The sequence below is a fragment of the Pararhizobium sp. O133 genome (assembly GCF_051669845.1).
In the GTDB taxonomy this organism is placed as follows: domain Bacteria; phylum Pseudomonadota; class Alphaproteobacteria; order Rhizobiales; family Rhizobiaceae; genus Pararhizobium.
This window is the reverse complement of sequence record NZ_CP196426.1, coordinates 729,621-754,047: the sequence shown is the minus strand read 5'-3', so window position 1 is coordinate 754,047 and position 24,427 is coordinate 729,621. Positions and strand designations below refer to the sequence as shown.

Annotated in this window: 25 protein-coding genes, 1 tRNA gene and 1 riboswitch; of the genes, 17 read left to right on the top strand and 9 right to left on the bottom strand. The window is 61.5% G+C overall.

From position 1 onward, the window contains the following. Positions 1-16: 16 nt before the first annotated feature. Entirely contained in the window at positions 17-1,435 is a 1,419-nt protein-coding gene (locus ACST81_RS03565; protein WP_438751466.1) for a PLP-dependent aminotransferase family protein, read from the top strand. Here the strand turns inward: ACST81_RS03565 and prmB are convergent. Further along, complete coding sequence (gene prmB / locus ACST81_RS03560) at positions 1,432-2,355, bottom strand: 50S ribosomal protein L3 N(5)-glutamine methyltransferase (protein ID WP_438751465.1); 924 nt, start codon at positions 2,353-2,355, stop codon at positions 1,432-1,434. The genes ACST81_RS03565 and prmB overlap by 4 nt on opposite strands. A gap of 144 nt (positions 2,356-2,499) precedes the next feature. Between prmB and ACST81_RS03555 the strand changes: the two genes are divergently transcribed. After that, on the top strand, positions 2,500-3,288 hold the full coding sequence (locus ACST81_RS03555) for a pseudouridine synthase (protein ID WP_438751464.1): 789 nt from the start codon (positions 2,500-2,502) through the stop codon (positions 3,286-3,288). Between the two features lies 1 nt (position 3,289). Here the strand turns inward: ACST81_RS03555 and ACST81_RS03550 are convergent, their stop codons facing one another. Beyond that, positions 3,290-3,715 (bottom strand): DUF4345 domain-containing protein, encoded by a 426-nt coding sequence (locus ACST81_RS03550; protein WP_438751463.1) that lies wholly within the window; start codon positions 3,713-3,715, stop codon positions 3,290-3,292. Between the two features lie 143 nt (positions 3,716-3,858). Further along, a riboswitch (SAM riboswitch) is annotated at positions 3,859-3,936 on the top strand. A gap of 79 nt (positions 3,937-4,015) precedes the next feature. Between ACST81_RS03550 and metA the strand changes: the two genes are divergently transcribed. The 4 genes from metA (at position 4,016) to ACST81_RS03530 (ending at position 7,363) form a co-directional block, all read left to right on the top strand. Further along, a complete protein-coding gene (gene metA, locus ACST81_RS03545; RefSeq protein WP_438751462.1) occupies positions 4,016-4,942 on the top strand; it encodes a homoserine O-acetyltransferase MetA in 927 nt (308 codons plus the stop codon). Further along, entirely contained in the window at positions 4,939-5,391 is a 453-nt protein-coding gene (locus ACST81_RS03540; protein WP_438751461.1) for a GNAT family N-acetyltransferase, read from the top strand. Before metA ends, ACST81_RS03540 begins: the two co-directional genes overlap by 4 nt. Before the next feature lie 141 nt (positions 5,392-5,532). Then, complete coding sequence (locus tag ACST81_RS03535; protein WP_438751460.1) at positions 5,533-6,549, top strand: aldose epimerase family protein; 1,017 nt, start codon at positions 5,533-5,535, stop codon at positions 6,547-6,549. A 40-nt stretch (positions 6,550-6,589) separates the two neighbouring features. Beyond that, positions 6,590-7,363: an SDR family oxidoreductase gene (locus tag ACST81_RS03530; RefSeq protein ID WP_438751459.1), complete on the top strand. Its 774-nt coding sequence runs from the start codon at positions 6,590-6,592 to the stop codon at positions 7,361-7,363. Positions 7,364-7,575: 212 nt separating this feature from the next. On the opposite strand, the gene ACST81_RS03525 is transcribed toward ACST81_RS03530, so the two are convergent. After that, positions 7,576-7,650: transfer RNA gene (locus ACST81_RS03525), tRNA-Gly, on the bottom strand. A gap of 250 nt (positions 7,651-7,900) precedes the next feature. Here ACST81_RS03525 and ACST81_RS03520 point away from each other — a divergent pair. The 4 genes from ACST81_RS03520 (at position 7,901) to ACST81_RS03505 (ending at position 10,450) form a co-directional block, all read left to right on the top strand. Further along, positions 7,901-8,410, top strand: a complete 510-nt coding sequence (locus tag ACST81_RS03520) for a prolyl-tRNA synthetase associated domain-containing protein (RefSeq protein ID WP_438751458.1) — start codon at positions 7,901-7,903, stop codon at positions 8,408-8,410. Between the two features lie 57 nt (positions 8,411-8,467). Next, the gene (gene trxA / locus ACST81_RS03515; RefSeq protein WP_438751457.1) at positions 8,468-9,454 is read left to right on the top strand and encodes a thioredoxin; all 987 of its coding nucleotides are present in this window, start codon (positions 8,468-8,470) and stop codon (positions 9,452-9,454) included. 116 nt (positions 9,455-9,570) lie between these two features. After that, positions 9,571-10,251 carry an LON peptidase substrate-binding domain-containing protein gene (locus ACST81_RS03510; RefSeq protein ID WP_438751456.1) on the top strand — a complete coding sequence of 227 codons (681 nt, stop codon included), beginning with the start codon at positions 9,571-9,573 and terminating at the stop codon, positions 10,249-10,251. A 10-nt stretch (positions 10,252-10,261) separates the two neighbouring features. After that, positions 10,262-10,450, top strand: a complete 189-nt coding sequence (locus ACST81_RS03505; RefSeq protein ID WP_438751455.1) for a Trm112 family protein — start codon at positions 10,262-10,264, stop codon at positions 10,448-10,450. 197 nt (positions 10,451-10,647) lie between these two features. Here the strand turns inward: ACST81_RS03505 and ACST81_RS03500 are convergent, their stop codons facing one another. Further along, the gene (locus ACST81_RS03500) at positions 10,648-11,862 is read right to left on the bottom strand and encodes a ubiquinone biosynthesis hydroxylase (protein ID WP_438751454.1); all 1,215 of its coding nucleotides are present in this window, start codon (positions 11,860-11,862) and stop codon (positions 10,648-10,650) included. Between the two features lie 102 nt (positions 11,863-11,964). On the opposite strand from ACST81_RS03500, the gene tesB reads away from it, so the two are divergent. From tesB to ACST81_RS03475, 5 genes are all read left to right on the top strand, one after another. Continuing rightward, positions 11,965-12,861: an acyl-CoA thioesterase II gene (tesB, locus tag ACST81_RS03495; protein WP_438751453.1), complete on the top strand. Its 897-nt coding sequence runs from the start codon at positions 11,965-11,967 to the stop codon at positions 12,859-12,861. A 225-nt stretch (positions 12,862-13,086) separates the two neighbouring features. Further along, positions 13,087-13,437 carry a P-II family nitrogen regulator gene (locus tag ACST81_RS03490; RefSeq protein ID WP_438751452.1) on the top strand — a complete coding sequence of 117 codons (351 nt, stop codon included), beginning with the start codon at positions 13,087-13,089 and terminating at the stop codon, positions 13,435-13,437. 29 nt (positions 13,438-13,466) lie between these two features. After that, complete coding sequence (locus ACST81_RS03485) at positions 13,467-14,831, top strand: ammonium transporter (RefSeq protein ID WP_438751451.1); 1,365 nt, start codon at positions 13,467-13,469, stop codon at positions 14,829-14,831. A 273-nt stretch (positions 14,832-15,104) separates the two neighbouring features. After that, positions 15,105-17,774, top strand: a complete 2,670-nt coding sequence (locus ACST81_RS03480; RefSeq protein WP_438751449.1) for a DNA translocase FtsK — start codon at positions 15,105-15,107, stop codon at positions 17,772-17,774. 156 nt (positions 17,775-17,930) lie between these two features. Then, the gene (locus tag ACST81_RS03475) at positions 17,931-18,599 is read left to right on the top strand and encodes an outer-membrane lipoprotein carrier protein LolA (protein ID WP_438751448.1); all 669 of its coding nucleotides are present in this window, start codon (positions 17,931-17,933) and stop codon (positions 18,597-18,599) included. A gap of 6 nt (positions 18,600-18,605) precedes the next feature. Here ACST81_RS03475 and ACST81_RS03470 read toward each other — a convergent pair whose 3' ends face one another. Next, a complete protein-coding gene (locus tag ACST81_RS03470; protein WP_438751446.1) occupies positions 18,606-19,112 on the bottom strand; it encodes a GNAT family N-acetyltransferase in 507 nt (168 codons plus the stop codon). A gap of 184 nt (positions 19,113-19,296) precedes the next feature. Between ACST81_RS03470 and ACST81_RS03465 the strand changes: the two genes are divergently transcribed. Further along, positions 19,297-20,103, top strand: a complete 807-nt coding sequence (locus ACST81_RS03465; protein ID WP_438751445.1) for an exodeoxyribonuclease III — start codon at positions 19,297-19,299, stop codon at positions 20,101-20,103. Between the two features lie 28 nt (positions 20,104-20,131). Here the strand turns inward: ACST81_RS03465 and ACST81_RS03460 are convergent, their stop codons facing one another. The 4 genes from ACST81_RS03460 to ACST81_RS03445 all read right to left on the bottom strand — a co-directional run bounded on the left by ACST81_RS03460 (position 20,132) and on the right by ACST81_RS03445 (position 23,719). Continuing rightward, positions 20,132-21,295 (bottom strand): AAA family ATPase, encoded by a 1,164-nt coding sequence (locus tag ACST81_RS03460; protein WP_438751444.1) that lies wholly within the window; start codon positions 21,293-21,295, stop codon positions 20,132-20,134. Positions 21,296-21,387: 92 nt separating this feature from the next. Then, positions 21,388-22,404 (bottom strand): LLM class flavin-dependent oxidoreductase, encoded by a 1,017-nt coding sequence (locus ACST81_RS03455; protein WP_438751443.1) that lies wholly within the window; start codon positions 22,402-22,404, stop codon positions 21,388-21,390. Between the two features lie 124 nt (positions 22,405-22,528). After that, positions 22,529-22,984, bottom strand: coding sequence for a cyclic nucleotide-binding domain-containing protein (locus tag ACST81_RS03450; protein WP_438751442.1), 456 nt, complete (start codon positions 22,982-22,984; stop codon positions 22,529-22,531). 51 nt (positions 22,985-23,035) lie between these two features. Next, on the bottom strand, positions 23,036-23,719 hold the full coding sequence (locus ACST81_RS03445; RefSeq protein ID WP_062581492.1) for a response regulator transcription factor: 684 nt from the start codon (positions 23,717-23,719) through the stop codon (positions 23,036-23,038). Positions 23,720-23,865: 146 nt separating this feature from the next. Between ACST81_RS03445 and ACST81_RS03440 the strand changes: the two genes are divergently transcribed. Then, entirely contained in the window at positions 23,866-24,417 is a 552-nt protein-coding gene (locus ACST81_RS03440; RefSeq protein ID WP_438751441.1) for a L,D-transpeptidase family protein, read from the top strand. Positions 24,418-24,427 lie beyond the last annotated feature (10 nt).

Below are 24,427 nucleotides of genomic sequence, written 5' to 3'. Positions count from 1 at the left end.
GTTTGGCAAAACTGTTATGGATCATATGGCAATACAGATGAGCGATGAAAACAAGGGACGCACCCGCGTCGTGATGGTGATGGACACGATCCGGCAGCGCATCGCCGGACGCAGCCTGACACCGGGCGCCAAGCTGCCATCCGTCCGCTCGCTGGCGACGACGCTGAAAGTCTCGATCTCGACGGTGGTCGATGCCTATGAACGGCTCGTGGCGGAAGGGGCGATCGTATCGCGGGCGGGCTCCGGCTTCTACGTCGCCAACCAGATCGCCCCCTTCGCGCTGTCGGAAACAGGGCCGAAGCTTGATCGCGCCGTCGATCCGTTCTGGATCTCGCGCCAATCGCTGGAGGCGAGCGAGGGAGATCTCAAGCCCGGATGCGGCTGGCTTCCGCCGTCCTGGCTGCCCGAGGACAGCATTCGCCGGGCGTTGAGAAACCTGTCGCGCGGCACTGCCTCCAGCCTTGCCGACTATGGCACGCCGCTGGGCCTGCCGGCCTTGAGGCAACTTCTTGCCCGGCGGTTTGCCGAGCGCAGCATCGAAGCATCACCGGACCAGATCATGCTGACGGATTCGGGCACGCAGGCGATCGATCTTCTTTGCCGCTTCCTGCTGGAACCCGGCGACACCGTGCTGGTCGATGATCCCTGTTATTTCAATTTCCATGCCCTGCTGCGCGCCCACCGGGCAAACCTGGTCGCCGTGCCCTATACGCCTGTTGGCCCCGACATCGAAATGTTCGCACAAATCGTCGCCACGCATCGGCCGCGGCTCTACATCACCAATGCCGGCATCCATAATCCGACGGGCGCAACGCTGTCCCCCGTCGTTGCCCACCGTGTCCTGAAGATTGCCGAACAGTTCGATCTCACCATTGTCGAGGACGATATCTTCGCCGATTTCGAGCACATGCCTGCCCCGCGCCTGTCGGCCTTCGATGGTCTGGAACGAGTCATCCTGATCGGCAGTTTTTCCAAGACGCTCTCGGCATCGGCGCGCTGCGGATTCATCGCCGCCCGGCCGCAATGGATCGAGGGTTTGACCGACCTGAAGATCGCCACCTCGTTTGGTGGTGCACGCCTGGATGCAGAACTGGTGCTGAACGTGCTCAGCGACGGCGGATACCGGAAGCATGTCGAGGCTCTGAGGGCGAGACTCGCGCAGGCAAGGGCCGAGGTCGCCGGCAAACTGAAGCCGCTCGGCGTCACGCCATGGATCGAGCCGCAGGCAGGGATGTTTCTGTGGTGCCGTCTTCCCGAGGGGATCGACGCGACCGCTGTCGCCCATGCCTCGATCAAGAGGCGTATCGTCATGGCGCCGGGGAATGCCTTCAGCCTGTCACAGGCCGCGACAGGCTTCATGCGTTTCAACGTCTCGCAATGCCTTGATACAAAGGTATTCGACGTGCTTGCCGACGTGCTGAAAGCGAGAAATTAAACCTCCACGCCGAGCGATTCCGCCGAGATCCAAAACACCGACTCTTCCTCTTCCGCGGTCTGCAGCCAGAGGAATTCCAGATCGGGAAACTCCGCCTCGAGGATTTCGCGGCCGGTGCCGATCTCGCAGATCATGCCGCCGCCGGGATTGAGGTGATTGGCCGCCTTTGCCAGGATTTCGCGGACGAGATCGAGGCCATCCACACCGCCGTCATGCGCCATGGCCGGTTCGGCGCGGAATTCGGCCGGATAGGCGTCCATCGCCACGTGATCGACATAGGGCGGGTTGGTGATGATCAGGTCGTACTTGCGGCCCTCGAGCGGCGTGAAAAGATCGCCCTCATGCAGGGTCACCTGATCTTCGACCTCATGCTCGGAGACATTGATCTTCGCCACGTCCAGCGCGTCGGGCGACAAATCGACCGCATCGACAGTGGCCCCGGGAAAGAATTTCGCGGCGAGGATCGCCAGACAGCCAGAGCCGGTGCAGATATCCACCGCGCTTTCGATGCTCAGGGGATCGGGCAGGAAGGACGAGCCCATATCGCCGGCATATTCGTTGAACAGGATTTCGCCGATATGCGAGCGCGGCACGATCACCCGTTCGTCGACATGGAAGCGGATGCCCTGGATATAGGCATGGCCGGTAATGTAGGACGTCGGCTTGCGGGTGGAGACGCGCGCTTCGATCCGCTCGGCCAGCAGCTGGCGTTCGGTCGTGAGCAGGCGGGCATCGAGAAAGGGATCGAGCGTATCGATCGGCAGGTCGAGGCTGTCGAGCAACAGGAAGGCCGCATCGTCGACCGCCGTCGTGGTGCCATGGCCATAGCTCAGCTCGGCCGCATTGAAACGGGAAATCGCATAGCGCCAGTAGTCCCTGAGGGTGACGAGGTCACGCGCAATATCGTCTGTGTTCACCATGGTCTCGCTTCCAAACGGTCGCCGCCTCGCTTATTGCCGTTGATGAACGGACGATGCGGCGATAACTGCACTCGGGTTGAGCTTCGCTCTAGAACGGCGGGGGCCGGCAGGTCAACAGTCCCGCGTGGCTTGAAGGATAGTGTGATGAAACAGGTCCGCAAGGGACGCAATTTCGCCGGCAAGCGACAGGCCGAAGCCCCGGGCGGCAAGCGGGTGACGCTTCCGCGCGCCCTGTCGAAACTCGGCTTCTGTTCGCGCACGCAAGCGGAGGAGATGATCGCCGCCGGTCGCGTGACGCTCGGTGGACGGGTGGTGACCGATCCCGGCACATGGGTCGATCTTTCCCATGCCGCGATTGCCGTCGATGGCAAGACGGTGGTGGCGGAACAGCCGGTCTACCTGATGTTGAACAAGCCGCGCGGACTGGTGACCACCCGCCACGATCCGGAAGGCCGGCCGACGGTGTTCGATTGCCTGAAGAATATGGACCACGCCCACCTCTCGCCGGTCGGCCGCCTCGACAAGGCGAGCGAGGGCCTGCTGCTCTTCACCAACGACACGGAATTTGCCCAGTCCCTGCTCGATCCCGAAACCCATGTCTCCAAGACCTATCATGTGCAGATCGATAATATCGCCGATCAGGATACGATGGAAGCACTGATGCGCGGCGTCCGGCAAGACGACGAGTTTCTCAAGGCGAAATCGGCACGGATGCTGCGTGAAGGCGGCAAGAATTCGTGGGTCGAAATCGAGCTCGACGAGGGACGCAACCGGCAAATCCGGCGTATGCTGGAAGCGGTGAATATCGCATGCCTGCGGCTTGTCCGCGTCGCCATCGGCAACCTCGTCCTCGGTGATCTGGAGAAGGGGGCCGTCCGCGCGCTGACGGATGATGAGGTCGACAATCTACGCCGGCTTTCCGGCATGAAGTGACCTATCGACGACCGAGTCGCGAGACACGACCGTGCCACAGCACGATGCATGGAACCACCAGCAGTTCCATTCCGAGCCCCAACAGATGCCCGATCGAAGGCACGCCGGCGATGACCAGCGACGAGAGCCGTGCCAGTCCGCCGCAAAACGTCAGAATAGCCAGGAGCCGGATACGCTCGGTCTTTTTTTCGATCGCCGGAATGCATGTGTACCAGCCGACGCCGAAGGCGAGGAACAGGCCGGACAGGAATCGAACATGACTGTCGAGATCGGTAGGACCAGCCTTGACGCCGAGGAAGCCGGCACCGGTCACCACACCGCAAAGGCCGGCAAACACCGGCAGGAGCGCCAGAACGGCGATCGTTACCTGCAACATCCGGCGCTGCCGGAAGTCCGCCGGGCTGATCTGATAGGCAAGACTCGTCATGGCATGTCCTCCTGAGACACCGGGAGTACGCGGACCACTGACTTGGAGTTTCATCGTGGAATTACACATCGGCGTGAACGGGGCGTCGGCAGGCAAAGAGGTCGTGCGGACCGACATTGATTTTCGTGTCGAGCGGCGCTATTTAAGCATCTCGTGGTGATTTGGCCGGCCGGCTTGCAGCCACGTTAAATAAGTCGCTAAAGGGCCGTGCGTGCGCAAGCAGCGGGGCCGGTAGCGATTCATCGTTGCCGGTTTTTTTATTCCGGCTTGTCCGCCTGTTCGTTTGACCGAGTGTTGTCCATGCCTATCAAGATTCCCGATACGCTGCCCGCCTTCGAAACCCTTGTCAAAGAGGGCGTGCGGGTGATGACCGAAACCATGGCGATCCGTCAGGATATCCGCCCGCTGCAGATCGGGCTGCTCAACCTCATGCCGAACAAGATCAAGACCGAAGTGCAGATGGCGCGCCTTGTCGGCGCCTCGCCGCTGCAGGTCGAGTTTTCCCTCATCCGGCTCGGCGGTCACAAGGCCAAGAACACGCCGGAAGAACACCTGCTGGCCTTCTACGAAACCTGGGAAGAGGTGAAGCACCGCACGTTTGACGGCCTGATCATCACCGGCGCCCCGGTCGAGATGCTGGAATACGAGGACGTCACCTATTGGGGCGAAATGCAGGACATCCTCAACTGGACACACACCAATGTCCATTCGACGCTCAACATCTGCTGGGGCGCAATGGCGGCGATTTACCATTTCCACGGCGTGCCGAAGCATACGCTGCGGGAAAAGGCCTTCGGCGTCTATCGCCACCACAATCTCAATCCATCCTCGCCCTATCTTTCCGGCTTCTCCGACGATTTCCAGATCCCTGTCTCGCGCTGGACCGAGGTGCGCCGCGCCGATATCGAAAAGGTGCCCGCGCTTGAAATCCTGATGGAATCCGAGGAGATGGGCGTTTGCTTCGTGCACGAGAAGGCGGGCAACCGGCTCTATGTCTTCAACCATGTCGAATATGACTCGACCTCGCTGTCGGACGAATATTTCCGCGACATCGATGCCGGCGTGCCGATCAAGATGCCGCACAACCATTTCCCGCACAACGACCCGGACCTGCCGCCGCAGAACCGCTGGCGCAGCCACGCACATCTGCTGTTCGGCAACTGGATCAACGATATCTACCAGACCACGCCCTATGATCCGGCGGATATCGGGAAGGACAGACGGTGAGCACACATCTTGTCATCCGCCCCATCCAGATCAGCGACGAGACCGAATGGCACCGTCTGTGGAAGGCCTATCTCGCCTTCTACGAAACGGTCTTGCCGGAAGCCATCCATGCCCTCACCTTCTCGCGAGTCACGAGCGGGGCGGCGCATGAATATGCGGGTTTCCTCGCGGTGCTGAACGGCAAGCCGGTCGGCCTTGCGCATTACCTGTTTCACCGCTCGTGCTGGCATGAACATTCGATCTGCTATTTGCAGGACCTCTATGCCGATCCGGAAGTGCGCGGACAGGGCATTGGTCGGGCTCTGATCGAGGCGGTCTATGCGCGTGCGAACGCCGAGCGGGCTGAGGAAGTTTACTGGATGACCCAGGATTTCAATGCGACAGCGCGCAAACTCTACGATCGGATCGCAGACAAGACGCCATTCATCGTTTATCAGAAGACGTTTTGAGCCAACCGGCAGCGTCTTTCAGGCAATGACGGGTGAGGAAATACTGCCAGCGGAAACGCCGCGGTGAATTGTATGACTTTTCGGTTGCCGACCCCAGCGAAATGACGCAGGTTGCCGCCGGGGCAGTGGAGGAAAACGGCCGTGCAGACACAGACAGATATTTTCGGCCATCTGCCGTCCGGGCAGGCCGTGCATCGCGTGGTCATTACCGGCGGCGGATTGACGGCACATATCCTGACCTGGGGCTCGGTCATCCAGGATCTGCGGCTCGATGGCCATGTCGCACCTCTTGTGCTCGGCTTCGACACTTTCCACGATTATCTGGACCATTCCCCCTATTTCGGCGCGACGCCGGGCCGCAACGCCAACCGCATCGGCGCAGGCCGCTTCTCGATCGACGGCACCGAATACCAGCTGGAAAACAACGAGAACGGCGTCACCCATCTGCATGGCGGCAGCGACGGCTTGGCCAAGCGCATCTGGGATATCGTCGAGCAGGCGGACAACCGTGTGGTCCTGCGGATCACCGATCCCGATGGCCGCGCCGGCTATCCGGGCAATTGCACCGTCACCTGCACCTATACGCTTGAAGACGGTGGTGTGCTCAATGTTCTCTATGAGAGCAGCACCGATCGCGCGACGATCTGCAACGTCTGCCAGCACAGCTATTTCAACCTCGACGGCACCGCCGATGCGCTCGGCCATGACGTGATGATCGCCGCCAACGACTATCTGCCGACGGACGAGCGGCTGGTGCCGACGGGCGAAGTCCGCCCTGTCGAGGGAACCGCCTTCGACCTGCGCACCATGACGTCGATGCGTCGCCAGTTGGAAGGCGACAAGATTGGCTACGACCACAATTTCTGCCTGGCCGAGGCGCGGGGGCCGAAGCAGTCGGTCGCACTCGTCCGCAGCATCAATTCCGGTGTCTCGCTGGAGGTCCGCACGACGGAGCCGGGCGTGCAATTCTATACCGGCTTCAAGATGGACGTGCCGGTGCCGGGGCTCGAAGGCCGTCGTTACGGACCGTTCGCCGGCTTCTGCCTGGAAACCCAGATCTGGCCGGACGCCGTCAATCATGCCAATTTTCCGGAAGGCGTCCTGCGGCCGGGCGAGACGCTGCGGCAGGAAACGGATTACGTCTTCACCAAGAGCTGATCACGGCAGCGATCAAACGCATTCAGGGAGGGAAGCGACGATGACCGACACGACAAGGAACCACGGCAAGATCGCACTTGTGACTGGCGGCGGCACCGGCGTTGGCCGGGCCATTGCCGAGGCCTTGGCGAAAAGCGGCTTTACCGTCGTCATTTCCGGCCGCCGTTATGACGTTCTGCAGAAGGCCGCGCATGAGATCGCCGAGGTAACGGGCGGCACGATCCGCGCCTTTGCCGCCGATGTCGGAGATCCGCAATCCGTCGCCACGCTGTTCAAGACCGTCGCCCATGATTTTGGCCGTCTCGACCTGCTCGTCAACAATGCAGGCATGGGCCTGCCGGCCGTGCCGATGGAAGACATCACCTTCGAACAGTGGAACGCCATCGTCGCGGCCAACCTGACGGGCGCCTTCCTGTGCACCCAGCAGGCGATGAAGCTGATGAAGGCGCAGACGCCGCGTGGCGGCCGTATCATCAACAATGGCTCGATCTCCGCTTCGACGCCGCGACCGCTTTCGGCGCCCTACACGGCGACCAAACATGCGGTTGCCGGCCTGACGAAATCGACCGCCCTCGACGGCCGCCCGTTCGACATCGCCTGCGGCCAGATCGATATCGGCAATGCCTCGACCGAGATGACCTCCCGCATGAGCGGCGGCGTGCTGCAGGCCAATGGCGAGATGGCCAGCGAGCCGACCATTCCGGCCAATCTCATAGCCGACGCCGTCGTCTACATGGCCGGACTGCCGCTTGATGCCAATGTGCTGACCATGACCGTCATGGCAACACAGATGCCCTATGTCGGGCGCGGTTGACCGGAAAACGCAGACCGTCCAGAAATAGCAAAGATGTGCATACGATGCCTTGCCGATCCATGGGCCGGCTTGCGATTCGGCTTGGCGTGGAAACTCATCTACCGATCATGGATGCAGAGCTTGAGTTTCGCCGCGACAGACACGGAAACGTGCGCCAGAATCGATAGTGGTTCATTTGGCGGCACAAGGCAATTTTTTCTCGGGAGAAAAAATGGAGCGGGTGAGGCGATTCGAACGCCCGACCCCAACCTTGGCAAGGTTGTGCTCTACCCCTGAGCTACACCCGCTCATCAACCTCGGTCCGGGGGTAGTCGGTGGACCGTGGCGTCGCTGCATTGTTGCTTGCGGCGACGGGCGCTATATGGCCCAGCCATTTTCCAAATGCAACAGGGAAATGACGCCGGATCCGAGAAATTTTTCGGAAATGTCGCAAGACCCTGAAAACAAGGCGTTTTACCGCCTTTGCAATCGACGCGATTGCGCTTGTCTGGGCTTGGCCGTAAAGCAGACGGCACTTTTACTCCCAAGGAACAGGCCATGAGCAACGCACAGCCGAAGACGCAAGACGAATTGTTCCAGTTTCTGGACAGCCTCGGTATCACCCACACGACCAAGCAGCACGCGCCGGTTTTCACCGTGGCCGAATCGGTGGCGCTGCGCGACGAAATCCCGGGCGGGCACACCAAGAACCTGTTCGTGAAGGACAAGAAGGACAATTATTTCCTTCTGACCGTCGAGGAACATGCGACCGTGGACCTGAAGACCGTGCACACGATCATCGGCGCTACCAGCAAGGTGTCGTTCGGCCGTCCGGAAAAGCTGATGGAATATCTGGGCGTCATTCCCGGTGCTGTCACCGCCTTCGGCGTGATCAACGATGCCGGCCAGAATGTGAAGATCATCATCGACCAGGACCTGATGCGCGACGAGATCGTCAACTGCCATCCGCTGTCGAACGACGCCACGACCTCGATCGCGTCGAAGGACCTCCTGCGCTTTATCGAGGCGACGGGACATGAACCGCTTGTCTTGAAAGTGACGGCCTGACATACGATCTTTGACGCAAGGAAGTCAGACGGACGCCGATGTCCGCGAGGAGACACGATGAGCGGTAGCGACAATCCCTATTCAGGTTCCTACGGCAGCCAGATGACGGCGACGGCCAATTATGGCGGCGCGCCGGCGGCAACACCGACAGCATCCGCGCCCGTTGCAGACCTGATCAAGGAAACGACGACCGCCACCTTCTCTCGCGACGTGCTGGAAGCTTCCCGCCACCAACCGGTGCTGGTCGATTTCTGGGCCCCCTGGTGCGGCCCCTGCAAGCAATTGACGCCGGTCATCGAAAAGGTCGTGACGGAAGCGCAGGGACGCGTGCGGCTGGTCAAGATGAACATCGACGATCACCCGTCGATCGCGGGCCAGCTCGGCATCCAGTCGATCCCCGCCGTCATCGCCTTTGTCGGCGGTCGCCCGGTCGATGGCTTCATGGGCGCCGTGCCGGAAAGCCAGATCCGCCAGTTCATCGACAAGGTCGCCGGCCCTGCCGTGGACGACCAGGCCGCCGAGATCGAAGCGGCGCTTGCCGAAGCCAAGGGCTTGCTGGAACAGGGCGACCTGCAGAATGCGGCCGGCCTGTTCGGCGCCGTGCTGCAGGCCGAGCCTGAAAATGCCGTGGCACTGGCCGGTCTGGTCAATTGCCTGATCACCGCCGGCGACCTGGAGCAGGCGCGCGAAATGCTGACGGACCTGCCGGAAGCACTCGCCAAGGATGCCGGCATGATCGCAGTTGTCAAAAAGCTCGACCAGATCGAGGAAGCACGCAAGCTCGGCGATCCGAATGCGTTGGAACAGGTGCTTGCCGCCAATCCGGACGATCACGAATCGCGCATCAAGCTCGCCAAGATCCGCAATGTCGAGGGCGACCGGGAGACCGCCGCCGACCATCTTCTGCAGGTGATGAAGCGTGACCGGACATTCCAGGACGACGGCGCCCGCCGCGAGCTTCTGCAGTTTTTCGACATCTGGGGACCGATGGATCCGGCCACGCTTTCGGCGCGGCGCAAGCTGTCGTCCATCCTGTTCTCCTGACGCCACGCACGCCCTCTCTTGAGTTTTCAGGCGTGCGCTCCATCTTTTGTCGATAGGCGACGGATTGGGCCGAAATCGCCGGAAAAACGCCTGAGAGCAATGGGGTGTTGCAAGACATGCAAGTTGGAAATGCACGATATCTGAAGTCTCAGGACCTGCCGGAAACGCTTCCGGTCTTTCCGCTGACCGGCGTGCTTCTGCTTCCCGGCTCCCAATTGCCGCTGAATATCTTCGAGCCGCGTTATCTGGCCATGGTCGATGACGCCCTGACGAAAAACCGTCTGATCGGCATGATCCAGCCCTCCTTCGGCGAAATTCGCGACGAGGCAGGCCAGGCGCATGTGCAGGCGCTCTGCCAGGTCGGCTGTGTCGGCCGGATCACCTCGTTCGCTGAAATGGAGGATGGTCGCTATATCATTTCGCTGACCGGCATCTGCCGGTTCCGGCTATTTGAGGAAATGCCGCAGGTGAAAGGCTACCGCTCCTTCCGCATCGCGCCGTTTGTCACCGACCTGAGCGGCCCCGACGACGAGGCGCAGGTCGATCGCGCGGCTCTGCTCGCCGCATTCAAGGCCTATCTCGACGCCAACAAGCTGGAAGCCGACTGGGAAAGCGTCGAACGGGCGAGCAATGTGACCCTGGTCAACTCCATGGCGATGATGTCGCCCTATGGGCCAGCGGAAAAACAGGCGCTGCTGGAAGCGCCGGACCTGAAGACACGGGCCGAAACGCTGATTGCCATTACCGAGATCGTTCTGGCCCGCAATTTTGGCGACATCGAAACCATGCTGCAGTAAAGTCTCGGCCATGGAAGATAGAACCAGCCGCGTCGATCCCAAACTGCTCGAATTGCTCGTCTGCCCGCTGACCAAGAGCCGGCTAAGCTACCACGCTGTTGATAACGAACTGATCTCGGAAAAGGCCCGCCTCGCCTACCCCATCCGCGACGGCATCCCGATCATGCTGATTTCCGAGGCACGCAAGATCGAGGATTGAGGGAAGCCCTCAGAAGCGTCCCCACACTCCCGTCATTTCTGTGCTTGTCACAGAAATCCAGCCACGCAACGTCCGTGCGTGAAAAGCTTTTTAATATTCGATATGGGTTGTCTCACCGCGCGGACGCGCGGTGGCTGGATGCCTGTGACAAGCACAGGCATGACGGAGAAACTGGGACCTTTGCCGAAGTCAGCCGATCAGATCGGCAAACCACCCAGCAGCTTCGGTTCGCTCTGCCCGCCAAGCCCAGAAGCCTGCCGGATGAAGAACGATTTCACCGAGGGCAGGCGGTCGACGATGCCGAGGCCGAAATCGCGAAGCGCGCGGATCGGGGTGATGTCGTTGGAAAACAGCCGGTTCAGCACGTCCGTCGTCACGCCCATGCGGAACGTATCGAACCGCCGCCAGCTCTGGTAGCGTTCGAGCACCGCAAGCGAGCCGATGTCGAGACCGAGACGGTCGGCATCGACGATGGTTTCGGCCAGCGCCGCGACATCCTTGAAACCGAGATTGAGGCCCTGGCCGGAGATCGGGTGAATGCCATGGGCGGCGTCGCCGGCAAGGGCGAAGCGCGGGGCGATGAAATCGCGCGCCAGCGTCAGGCCGAGCGGAAAGGCGCGGCGGCCGCCGACGACTTTCAGCGTGCCGAGCCTGTGACCGAAGCGGCGCTCGAGCTCTTCCTCGAACACCAGATCGTCGCTGGCGATCAGGCGGTCGGCGTCGCGGGTCCGCTCCGTCCAGACGAGCGAGGAGCGGTTGTTGCGCAGCGGCAGTGTCGCGAACGGGCCGGCCGGCAGGAAATGTTCTTCCGCCGTGCCCTCGTGCGGGCGCTCATGCTCGACCGTCGTGACGATGCCCGACTGGCCATAATCGAAATCGACGGTCTTGATGCCGGCGACATCGCGCAGTTTCGAGCGCACGCCGTCGCAGGCGACGAGCAGGCGAGCGTCGAGCACGTCATCGTCCGACAGCGTCAATGACACGGCGTGATCGCCGCTCTTGAAATCCTTCGCCACGGTGGATTGGCGGATTTCGACGCCGAGTTCGCCAGCCGCCCTGCGCAAGGCGCCGACCAGAACGACATTCGGCACCATATGGGCGAACGGCCGGCCTTCGACCGCCTCGTCCTCGAAGGTGAGGAAGACCGGGCGAACCGGGTCGGCGGTGTTGGAATCGGTGATGACCATGCGCTTGATCGGCTCGGCTTCCGGCTCGATCTCGTTCCACAGCCCGAGAACGTCGAGCATCTGCGAGGCGGCGGCGATGATCGCCGAGGCGCGCTCGTCCTTTTTCCAGGCATTGTCCGGCGCGCCATCGATCAGCATTACAGCCAGATGCGGCGCCGCCTTCTTGACGGCCACGGCCAGCGACAATCCGACATAACCGCCGCCTGCAATCAGCACATCGATCATCTCTCGTTCTCCCGTCACCCTTGAGCATTTCCTGCCCGTTATATAGATCAACGATGCGCCCGTTCCTACCTCTGGAACGTCCGACCGCTGGAGATTGCCGAAATGTCGCGCCCCGATGACGCCCCCGCCCCGATGCCAGCCCCAATGGATGTGCTCTTGCAGACGCTGGATCTGGAGAAGCTGGAAGAGAACCTGTTTCGCGGCCTTTCCCCGCAGGTGGGATGGCAACGCGTCTTCGGCGGGCAGGTGATCGGCCAGGCGCTGGTGGCTGCACAGCGCACGGTGAGCGAGGGCCGCTATGTGCATTCGCTGCACGCCTATTTCATGCGCCCCGGCGACCCGGCCGTGCCGATCATCTACGATGTCGACCGCATCCGCGACGGATCGAGCTTTGCCACCCGCCGCGTCGTCGCCATTCAGCACGGCAAGGCGATCTTTTCCATGTCGGCTTCGTTCCAGTTCGACGAAGAGGGTTTCGAGCACCAGATCGCCATGCCCACGGTCGCGCCGCCGGAAACGTTGATGGGCGAGCAGGACATCAAGGAGAAATTCCTGGTCAACGCGCCGGACGCCATCCGCCGCTACTGGGAACGCCCCCGGCCGATCGAGATCCGGCCCGTGTCGCTGAAACATTATTTCTCGCGTGACAAGCTCGAACCGCTCCAGGACGTCTGGGTGAAGACCACCGGCGCGGTTCCCGACGAGCGCCACATCCAGGCGGCGGTGCTCGCCTATATCTCCGACATGACGCTTCTCGACACGGCGCTCTATGCGCATGGCACTTCGGTGTTCGACCGTGACCTGCAGGTGGCGAGTCTTGATCACTCCATGTGGTTCCACCGACCCTGCAAACTGGACGACTGGGTGCTCTATACCCAGGACAGCCCGAGCGCGTTTGGCGCGCGCGGGATGACGCGCGGCAGCCTGTTCGATCGTTCCGGCGTGCTGATCGCCTCTGTCGCGCAGGAAGGCTTGATCCGGAAAAAGGCATCTGAATAAAAAGCAGCCACTTTTTTATTTTTGCTTATATTTTCATCATTTAAATTGACGATTTTTTGACATTCCCATTCCGGGTCTCGGAGGAATGTGGCGTTTCCATGTCTTTTCAGTGACTTACCGCCCCAGCCCCAAACTGGCACGCGCCTTGAATAGGAATGCGCGGTCGTAGGCGAATTGTGCTGAGCGGCAAGGAGAGACGGCCCCGCGCCGCAGATGAACACAAGGATGGGAAACCAGATGAAAATTGTGATGGCCATTATCAAGCCGTTCAAGCTCGATGAGGTTCGCGAAGCCCTCACCGCCGTTGGCATCCAAGGCCTGACCGTGACCGAAGTGAAGGGCTACGGGCGCCAGAAGGGACACACGGAAATCTACCGCGGCACCGAATATGCCGTCAGCTTCCTGCCGAAGCTGAAAATCGAAATCGCCGTTTCTTCCGAGCTCGTCGACAAGGCCGTTGAGGCGATCGCCGCGTCGGCCAAGACCGGCCAGATCGGTGACGGCAAGATCTTCGTCTATTCGATTGACCATGCCGTTCGCATTCGTACCGGCGAAACCGACACAGAAGCGCTGTAAGTCACGGCCGTTCAGGGAGCTATTTGACAATGTCCTCATTTAAACTTTCCACATCTCTCGGACGCCTCGGCGCCACGGCCGCGGCGGTTCTCGCCCCGATCGTCGCATTCGCGCAGGAAGCCGCGCCAGCCGCGACCGAAGCCGCCGCCGCTGTGGCCCCGGTCCCGAACAAGGGCGACACCGCTTTCATGTTCCTCTGCACCATCCTGGTCCTGTTCATGCTGGTTCCCGGTCTCGGCCTGTTCTACGGCGGCCTGGTCCGCGCCAAGAACATGCTGTCGGTGCTGATGCAGTGCACTGTCGCCGGTGCGGCCGTGATGCTCGTCTGGGTCATCTACGGCTATTCCTTCGCCTTCGGTGGTTCGACGTCCGCCTTCTTCGGCGGCACGGCCAAGCTATTCCTCGCAGGCGTCACCCCTGACAGCACGGCTGCGACGTTCTCCGACGCGGTCATTCCGGAATATATCTTCATCATGTTCCAGATGACGTTCGCGGCCATCACCCCGGCCCTGATCGTCGGCGCATTCGCCGAGCGCATCAAGTTCTCGGCCGCCGTGCTGTTCTGCATCCTGTGGGCCACCTTCGTCTACTTCCCGATCGCCCACATGGTCTGGGACGCAAACGGCCTGATCTTCGGCTGGGGCGCCCTCGACTTCGCTGGCGGCACGGTAGTGCACATCAATGCCGGCGTGGCTGGCCTGATCGGCGCGATCATGGTCGGCAAGCGCACCGGCTTCGGCAAGGATATGATGGCTCCGCATTCGATGACCCTGACGCTCGTCGGTGCGGCCATGCTCTGGGTCGGCTGGTTCGGCTTCAACGCCGGCTCCAACCTCGAAGCTTCCGGCGGCGCAATGCTTGCAACCGTCAACACCTTCATCGCAACGGCAGCAGCCATTGTTTCCTGGTCGCTTGTTGAAACCTTCACCCGCGGCAAGGCTTCCATGCTCGGCGCTGCATCCGGCATGATCGCCGGTCTCGTCGCCATCACGCCTGCCGCCGGCATCGTCGGCCCGATGGGCGCCATCGTCATGGGCCTGATCGTCTCGCCGCTGTGCTACTTCTTCGTCTCCGTCGTAAAGAACAAGTTCGGATACGACGACACGGCTGACGTTTTCGGCGTCCACGGCGTGGGCGGCCTGTTCGGCGCGCTGGCAACCGGCATCTTCGCCTCGTCCTCACTCGGCGGCATCGGCTATGCCGAAGGCGTCACCATGGGCGGCCAGTTCATGACCCAAGTCTACGCCGTTCTCGTCACCCTCGCATGGTGCGGCATCGGCTCGGCGATCCTTTACAAGATCGTCGACCTGATCGTCGGCCTGCGCGTATCCGTCGAAGCCGAACGCGAAGGTCTTGACCTCTCCTCGCACGGCGAAGCCGCTTACCACTCCTGAGCAATTTGCGGAGCCGGACAAACGGCTCCGCATCTCTTCCCGTCGCGGTCTTGCTTCCCGCAGGACCGCATTTGGCCCGGATCCCGTATCCGGGCTTTTTTGTTTGCGCCGTTTCTCCCTCCGCCTGCCTCCCGAAATCTAGGGGGTACCCGGCCGCTGCGGCCATGTTTCCGGTAAACGAAGCGTCAAGGTTAATAGGACTTTAACCCTCCCAAGCTTACGGTCGAAGCATGCGCGCATTGCGATTTGAAGAATAACAGGCAGCAGGTCACCATGAGCAGAAGCAATCAGGCGGTATATGACAACCGTTCCAACCAGTTTGTGCTTTCCACATTCGTCTGGAAACAGATCGCCGCACTGGCCGGATTTGCGCTCTTCGTCGCCTTGGGTTTCGCCGTCGCGGCCCTGTCGACCTGGAACGTCAACGATCCGAGCTTCTCCTACGCGACCAACAACGCGCCGACCAACATCCTTGGATATACCGGCGCGGCCTTCGCCGACATCTTCATGCAGTTCTTCGGCATTGCCAGCGTCGTGGCGCTGCTGCCCGTCGTCGCCTGGGCCCTCGTATTGATCACCAGCAAGCCGTTCGGCCGCATTCACAAGCGTGCCGCCGCCTGGTTCGGGGGCTCCGTGCTGGCTTCCGCCGCACTCAGCTGCCTGCCTGCCCCCGTCACCTGGCCGCTGCCCAATGGGCTGGGCGGCGTGTTCGGCGACATGATCCTGCGTTTTCCGGCTCTCTTCACCGGCGCCTATCCGACCGGAACCTTCGGCATGGTGCTTGCGGCGCTGTTCGCGCTGCCGTCAGCCTATTTCCTGGTCTACAGCGCCGGCCTGATCGGCGTGCCGGACGAAGACGAGGAAATCCCGGTACCGGTTGCGGCACCAAGCAAGGCCCGCACCGTCAGCGACGAATCGGAGGACGATGAATCGGAAGGCCTGTTCATGGTTCTGGCCGGCGCGATCACCCATATGCGCTTTACCGCCCATGCCCGTATGCGCCGCCTGTTCGGCCTCAGCGGCCGGCGCAAACAGGCGGAACGTCATTATGACGAGCCCTATGATTTCAACACCGACGAATTCGGCACGCTGAACGAACCCGTTCGCCCGAAGGCCATTGCCCGTTCCGAGCGGGTCGAGCCGTCGCTGGATCGCAGCGAGCGCCGCGTCGTCGCCGCCCCGCCGATTTCCGCCGACGACGATGAGGACGACGACCTGCGCGATACCGGCCGCCTGCCCGCGGGCATCATGTCCGACGACGAGGACGACGATATCGACGGCCCTTCGAACTGGGCACCGGTCTCGGCACCGCGCAAGCAGCCCCCGGCGCAACCTGCCGCCACCGCCCGCGTCGTTCCCGCAGCCCCCCGTCCGAAAACCGGGCAGCGCATGGAGCGCGAGGCACAGTCCTCCTTCGTCACCGACGACGACGATTTCACCCTGCCGCCGCTGCACTTCCTCGCCGAGCCGAAGAATGTCACCCGTGACGCAACGCTGTCGGCCGATGCGCTGGAGCAGAATGCCCGCATGCTGGAAGGTGTGCTGGAGGATTTCGGCGTCAAGGGCGAGATCATCCATGTGCGTCCCGGCCCGGTCGTCACCCTCTATGAACTGGAGCCCGCACCGGGCATCAAGTCGTCGCGCGTCATCGGCCTTGCCGACGATATCGCCCGCTCGATGTCGGCGATCGCCGCCCGCGTCGCCGTCGTGCCCGGCCGCAACGCCATCGGCATCGAGCTACCGAACCAGCGCCGCGAAACCGTCTACCTGCGCGAACTGATCGGCTCGCGCGATTTCGAGACCTCGAAGACCAAGCTCGCCATGGCGCTCGGCAAGACCATTGGCGGCGAGCCGGTCATCGTCGACATCGCCAAGATGCCGCACCTCTTGGTCGCAGGCACCACCGGCTCGGGTAAATCCGTCGCCATCAACACGATGATCCTTTCGATCCTCTACCGGTTGAAACCGGAACAGTGCCGCCTGATCATGATCGATCCGAAGATGCTGGAACTCTCGGTCTATGACGGCATCCCGCACCTTCTGACACCGGTCGTCACCGATCCGAAGAAAGCCGTCGTCGCGCTCAAATGGACCGTGCGCGAGATGGAAGAGCGCTACAAGAAGATGTCCAAGATCGGCGTGCGCAACATCGACGGCTTCAACAGCCGCGTCGAGCAGGCGCTGGCCAAGGGCGAGGTGATGAGCCGCACCGTGCAGACGGGCTTCGATCGCCAGACCGGCGAAGCGATCTACGAGACCGAAGAATTCGACTTGGCGCCGATCCCCTATATCGTCGTCATCATCGACGAAATGGCCGATCTGATGATGGTCGCCGGCAAGGACATCGAAGGCGCCGTGCAGCGCCTGGCGCAGATGGCGCGCGCCGCCGGCATCCATGTCATCATGGCGACGCAGCGCCCCTCGGTCGATGTCATCACCGGCACGATCAAGGCCAATTTCCCGACCCGCATCTCCTTCCAGGTCACCTCGAAGATCGACAGTCGCACGATTCTCGGCGAACAGGGCGCCGAACAGCTGCTCGGCATGGGCGACATGCTCTACATGGCCGGCGGCGGCCGTATCCAGCGCGTGCACGGTCCGTTCGTCTCGGACACCGAGGTCGAGGACGTCGTCAAATATCTGAAGACCCAAGGCTCGCCGCAATATCTCGACGCGATCACTGAGGAAGACGACGAGGATGGCGAAGGCGGCGGTCCAGCCGGCACGTCGAACCTGTCCGAATCCGACGATCCCTATGATCAGGCGGTGGCCGTCGTGCTGCGCGACGGCAAGGCCTCGACCTCCTATGTCCAGCGCCGCCTCGGCATCGGCTACAACCGTGCGGCATCGCTGATCGAGCGTATGGAGCAGGAAGGTATCATCAGCGCCGCCAACCATGCCGGCAAGCGCGAGATCCTCGTCCCCACCGAAAGCGACCACTGACCACGACCAGCCGCCCCATCGGAGGCATATCCGGTCGGCAAGCCCGGCCCGGCAGCGGGTGCTGAACTTACCGGCAATCGCAAAGAAGTGCGCAAGTCACGCCTTGAAGGCGCCGCACTTGCGCTCCACATCACACTGGAAATGAAGGAGATCGCGATGACAGACACCGTAAACGGCCACCTTGGACAGGACAGCACGCTTGCGCCCCTGTCGCGCCGCGCCTTTGTCGGTGGTCTCGCGGTTGTGACAGCGCTTGCCGTCATCGGCCTGCCGCTGGAACCCGCCCGGGCACAGACGGCCGTCGCCCAGAAGATCGCCGATCATTTCGCCTCGGTGAAGACCATGAGCGGCGAGTTCGTCCAGTTCGGCCCGCGCGGCGAGCAGACCGGCGGCAAGTTCTTCATCAGCCGCCCCGGCAAGATCCGCTTCAACTATGACGCCCCCTCGCCGATGCGGGTGATCGCCGACGGCAAGTCAGTCGTCATCGGCAATCAGAAAATGAAGACCTGGGACATCTATCCGCTGTCCAAGACACCGCTGAAGTTGCTGCTGTCCGATGAAATCGACCTCACCGGCAAGATGGTACGCGACGTCAAGGAAGAGGCCGACCTGATCACCATCGTGCTCGGTGACCGCAGCGTTTTCGGCGATTCGACGATCACCCTGATGTTCGATCCGAAGACCTACGACCTGCGCCAGTGGACGATCACCGATGCGCAGAAGAAGGACACGTCGGTGATGATCTTCAACGTCAAGAACGGCATCCCGATGGACGACAAGGTCTTCCGAATCCCCTACGACGACATCAACAACCGCGGCAAGTAAGCCTTCTCATCCGGATACCGGTTCGCCGTCGATGCGGCGCGCCATCAGTATTTCGTCGATCTCGCGCCCCTCATGGCGCATGCCCGCCGGAATGCGCCCGACCTCGGCAAAGCCCTCCCGCCGGTAGAACCGCAGCGCCACCGGGTTTTCGGCGCTCAAGGCCAGTTCCAGCTGGGCGATGCCGAATTCGCGGGCATGACCGACGAGCGCGTCGAGCAGCCCCTTCGCATGCCCCCGGCCGCGCTGGTCGCGGCGCACATAGACCATGATCAGCGTGGCGCGATGCGCCATCTTGGTCGCGCTCTGACGCGCCAGGCCCATGATCCCAACCGGCTCATCCCCTTCGAAACTCGCAAAAACATGATTGGTGATGAGCCGCCGCATCCACTCGTCATCCGGCAGCAGCCCCCAATCCTCGGCGCTGCTGGCAAAGGCGGTGGGCTCGCGGCGCAAGGCCTCCATCCGGATCGAGCGGAAGATGGCCAGATCCTGCGGCCCCAGATGTCTTATCATGCGGCCAATCTCCAGCCCTGATGAATGCAGCGTGACGGATGCGTCGCGGCCGAAGGTGGAAGCACCGCGCGCGACTGTCAATATCGGCGGCAAATCCAATGGCCAAGCCCCTCAAAAGCTCCTATGACGGACCCGCGGATCGCCTCCGTTTCATCAGAGTCTACCCAAGGAAAGAATCACACGCATGGCCTTGTCGATCGCGACCTGGAACATCAATTCGGTGCGCCTGCGCATGCCGCTTGTCGAGCATCTGCTGAAGACATGGTCGCCGGACATTCTCTGCCTGCAGGAAACCAAGGTGGTGAACGACCTCTTCCCGTTCTCTCCGCTGAAGGCGCTCGGCTACGAGCACATCGCCATCCATGGCCAGAAGGGCTATCACGGCGTCGCCACCATCTCCCGCTTGCCGCTGCACGAACTGACGGACCGGCGCGACTATTGCAGCGTCGGCGACGCCCGCCATTTGTCGGTGGTGTTCGAAAAATCGGGCAAGACAATCCGGCTGCACAATTTCTATGTGCCGGCCGGCGGCGACGAGCCGGACCGGACGATCAACCAGAAATTCGGCCACAAGCTCGATTTCATCGAGGAAATGAAGCTGCTGCACGCCGAAAGCGAAGCCGGCATGTCATCGATTCTCGTCGGCGACCTCAACATCGCGCCGCTGGAACACGATGTCTGGTCGCACAAGCAGCTCCTGAAGATCGTCAGCCATACGCCGATCGAGACCGAGGGCCTGACGGCGGTGCTGAACGGCGGCGCCTGGGTCGACCTGATGCGCCAGCACACGCCCTCCCCTGAAAAACTCTACACCTGGTGGAGCTACCGCTCGCAGGACTGGCAGGCCGCCAACAAGGGCCGCCGTCTCGACCACATCTGGTCCTCAGCCGACCTGTCCTCACACCTCAACCGCATCGATATCCTCAAGGAAGCAAGAGGCTGGGAACGGCCATCGGACCATGTGCCGGTGATTGCGCATTTTGATTTGTAGAGGTGATGGACAGAAGGTCCTCATACGCTCAGCTTTGGCGCCGCATAAATTCGGCAAAAAGCGGCACGGTAAAATCCAGATAGCCGTGATCACTGCTGTAAATCATGCCTTTCGAAATGATATTTGCCCGTGTTGGTCCCAGAGAGTTTTGCGTGCGGCCCATCGACTGGGCGATATCCGCCATTGCATAAGGCCCATCACCAAGCTCTGCCATGGCCCTCACAAACTGAATCTCAGCCTTCGTCAAGCGGTCGATCCGCACTTTGAAAAAGCCTTCATCGAGCAAAGCCAGTGTCTCCGCGTATGATTGGCTCGCATCGGAAAGAGTGATTTTCTGTCCTTGCGCATCGTTCCACACGACAGAGCCCCATTCCTGCAGAAAGAAGGGATAACCCTTGGTGCGTTCTACAATGATCTGCAGTGCGTCTGCCGCAATGGTGGCCCCCTCTTCGACAATAGGCTTTTCGATGGCCAGGGCGGCAGATGAACGATCAAGGGGGCCAATGGCTGGATACTGAAAAAGCCGTTCCGCGTAGGATTTCGCTTCCCCTGCCAAACGCGCAATTTGCGGAAGTCCTGCGCCGACGAGAAGAACAGGCAAGCTATCCTGCGATATCTTGTGCATTGCTACGATCAATGCGGATAGATCGGCCTCGGACAGGTATTGAACTTCATCGATCAGAAGTATCCAGCCGCGTCCTGTCGCCTGGGCGGCCGCACCAATCAAGCCGAAGAGATCAGGTAGATCATACTGAAGGTCGCCCGTATCCGCCAATCCCGGTTCAGGTTCCACTCCTACCTCTATGCCGGCCACCTCGATCTTGAACATCGAGGCGAAGCTCCGCAATCCTTTCAGGCCACGGGTTGCCAATTGTTTCGCTGCTTCCGCGCCGGACAACGACCGTATGACCTTGCGCATTTCCGGATAGAGAAGGCGGGCAAGGCTTTCACCTTCGGGAGACTCTACTTTGGAAACGAGTAGACCCTCCTGCTCGGCAATTCGACCGATCTCGTTGAGCAAGACAGTCTTCCCTGTGCCGCGCAACCCCAGCAGCATAAACGAGCGCGCACTTCTTCCTTTCACGGCCCTGCCACATGCGACTCTCGCTGCCTCGAGAATAGTATCTCTGCCCGCGAGTTCCGGGGGACGACTACCGGCGCCAGGCGCGAATGGGTTGCGATACGGGTCCATGTACTCCTCCCGATACCTGCGTCTAGTGGTTTCTAGTGAAGTCTAGCGAAAAATATTAGACTTCACTAGATTTATCTAGAATAAGCGGTCCCTCACCGCCAGCCCAGCACCGGCGCCACATGCTTCAGGATCGCCTCGATCACATGGGCATTGTACTCCACGCCCAGCTGGTTCGGCACCGTCAGGAGCAACGTATCCGCTTCGGCAATCGCCTCGTCGGCCTTCAGCTGTTCGATCAACCTGTCTGGTTCCGCCGCATAGGACCGGCCGAACACGGCGCGCATGTTGTCGATGATGCCAATCTGGTCGCTGTCGTTGCCACGGCCGAAATAGGCGCGGTCGCGTTCGTCCACCAGCGCGAAAATGGAGCGGGAAACGGAAACGCGTGGCGTGCGAGCATGCCCTGCCTCCTTCCAGGCGTCGCGATAGAGCCTGATCTGCGCTGCCTGCTGGACATGGAAGGGCTCGCCCGTCTCGTCCTGCTTCAGCGTCGAACTCTGCAGGTTCATGCCGAGCTTCGCCGCCCAGAGAGCGGTCGCATTCGAGGCCGAGCCCCACCAGATGCGCTCGCGCAGGCCGTCCGAATGCGGCTCGAGGCGCAGGAGGCCCGGCGGATTGGGAAACATCGGGCGCGGATTGGGTTGCGCAAAACCTTCGCCGTTCAGAAGCTGCAGGAAGACTTCGGCATGCTGGCGGCCCATGTCGGCATCCGTCTCGCCCTCCTGCGGGTTGAAGCCGAAATAGCGCCAGCCGTCGATCACCTGCTCCGGCGAACCCCGGCTGATGCCAAGCTGCAGCCGGCCGTTAGCAATCAGGTCGGCGCTGCCGGCATCCTCGGCCATGTAGAACGGGTTTTCGTAGCGCATGTCGATGACGCCGGTGCCGATCTCGATCTTTTTCGTCCGCGCACCGATGGCCGCCAGAAGCGGAAAGGGCGAGGCCAGCTGGCGGGCGAAGTGATGGACGCGGAAATAGGCGCCGTCAGCGCCAAGTTCTTCCGCCGCCACGGCCAGATCGATCGACTGCAGCAGCGTGTCCTGCGCCGAGCGGGTCTGCGATTGCGAGGAAGGGGTCCAGTGTCCGAAGGACAGGAAGCCGATTTTCTTCATGATGGTCTACCTGATGATGGCGATGTGTTGCCCGATAGATGGGGACGCGGCGGGAGGCGGGAAAGAGCAAGGCATGCACTGCATCGCTTTGATGTGGGAAACAGAGCGTCTCTCTCAGGAAACGTTACCGGAACTTCCGCGCCAGCTTCTGCATGTTGCTGATCATCGTCTGCAGATTGGTCTTGATCCGGGTTTCGACGACGACGGCGACTTCCGGATATTCTTCCAGCATGCGGCGAAACAGCGGCCGGTTGATGCGGATGACTTCGCTGTCTTCCTCGGCCGTGGCGGTGAACTTGCGCTCGACGAAGGAGATCATCGCCAGTTCCGACAGCAGCGTTCCGCGCCCGACCGTATCGATCGTCTCGGTGCTGCCATCGACCAGATTGTGCGTGAGCGTGAAGGAGCCGCTGGCAACCGCATAGGCGCAATCCGCAGGCGCTCCCTCGCGAAACAGCTGCTGGCCCCGGTTCAATCGCCGCCGCTCGGCACCGAAGGCGATCAGCCGCAGCTTATCCTCGTCGATACCGGCAAACAGCGGCACGAGGGACAGAAGGGCAATGTCGTCGTTCAGCGCCAAAGGACTATCTCGGGTTCAGCAAAGGCCGGGGTTCAATAGAACAACGGCCTGTCAGGGTACGATCTTGTACCCACCATTCTCTGTCACCAAAATCTCCGCATTGGAAGGGTCGCGCTCGATTTTCTGGCGCAGACGGTAGACATGGGTTTCCAGCGTATGCGTCGTCACGCCGGAATTATAGCCCCAGACCTCCTCCAGCAGCACGTCGCGGGTCACCACCTTCTGATCGGCGCGGTAGAGATAGCGGATGATCGCCGCTTCCTTTTCGGTCAGCCGGATCTTCTGGCCATTCTCCAGCGTCAGCAGCTTCTGCCCCGGCTTGAACGTATAGGGGCCGACGGTGAAGGTGGCGTCCTCGCTCTGCTCGTGCTGGCGCAGTTGCGCCCGGATGCGGGCGAGTAGCACGGCGAAGCGGAACGGCTTGGTGACATAATCGTTGGCGCCGGCTTCCAGCCCGAGGATCGTGTCGCTGTCCGTGTCGTGGCCGGTCAGCATGATGATCGGCGGCTTGAAGCCGCCCTTGCGCAGGAGCTTGACCGCCTCGCGCCCGTCCATATCCGGCAGGCCTACATCCATGACCAGAAGTGCTACCTGCTGGGTGCGGGCCGTCTGGATGCCCTTGGTAGCCGTCGGCTCCTGCAGGATGGTGAATTCCTCATAAAGCGAAAGCTGCTCCACCAGCGTTTCGCGCAGGTCCGTATCGTCATCGACGAGAAGAATGGTGCGGGCCGACATGGGTGAAATTCCTCCTTGCGTCCGGTTTGAAACATGCTCGATCGCAGCAAGCTGCAAGCAAAACGGCAGTTCACCCGTTTGTTACATATTGTGTAGTGCTATGGTGAGGTTTCAGATCACGGGCAACGCAAAAAACTGTGAGTAAAATGCGCATAAAACCCAGAAGCACCGTGAAAACCGCCGGCGCCATCACCGTCCGGATAAAGCCCGGAAGCCGGACCAGGGCGCTGGTCACCGTCGCCGGCCGCACAGAAGAGGCCGCGATCGGCCGCTCCGGCACTACGTCGCGCAAGCGCGAGGGCGACGGCGCAACCCCGATCGCACCGATGCGGCTGATCGGCGGCTATATCAGAGCCGACCGCATCACCCGGCCGCAGACCGCTCTGCCGCTGCGCTTCACGCCGAAAGACCTGCTCTGGTGCGACGCTCCCGGCCACGCCCTCTACAACCGCCCGGTCAAAGCGCCTTTCAAGTCCAGCCACGAAAAGATGCGCCGCGACGACGGGCTCTACGATATCTGCCTGGTGATGGACTGGAACCTGATGGCCCGCAAACGCTTCGGCGGCTCGGCGATCTTCTTCCACCTCGCCAAACCGGGGTATACGCCGACCGAGGGCTGTGTCGCGGTCAGCCTGCCAGCGATGAGGCGGCTGCTCCGGTTCATGCGGCGGGGGACGGTTGTGAGGGTTGTGGGGTAGCCAAGCGGAG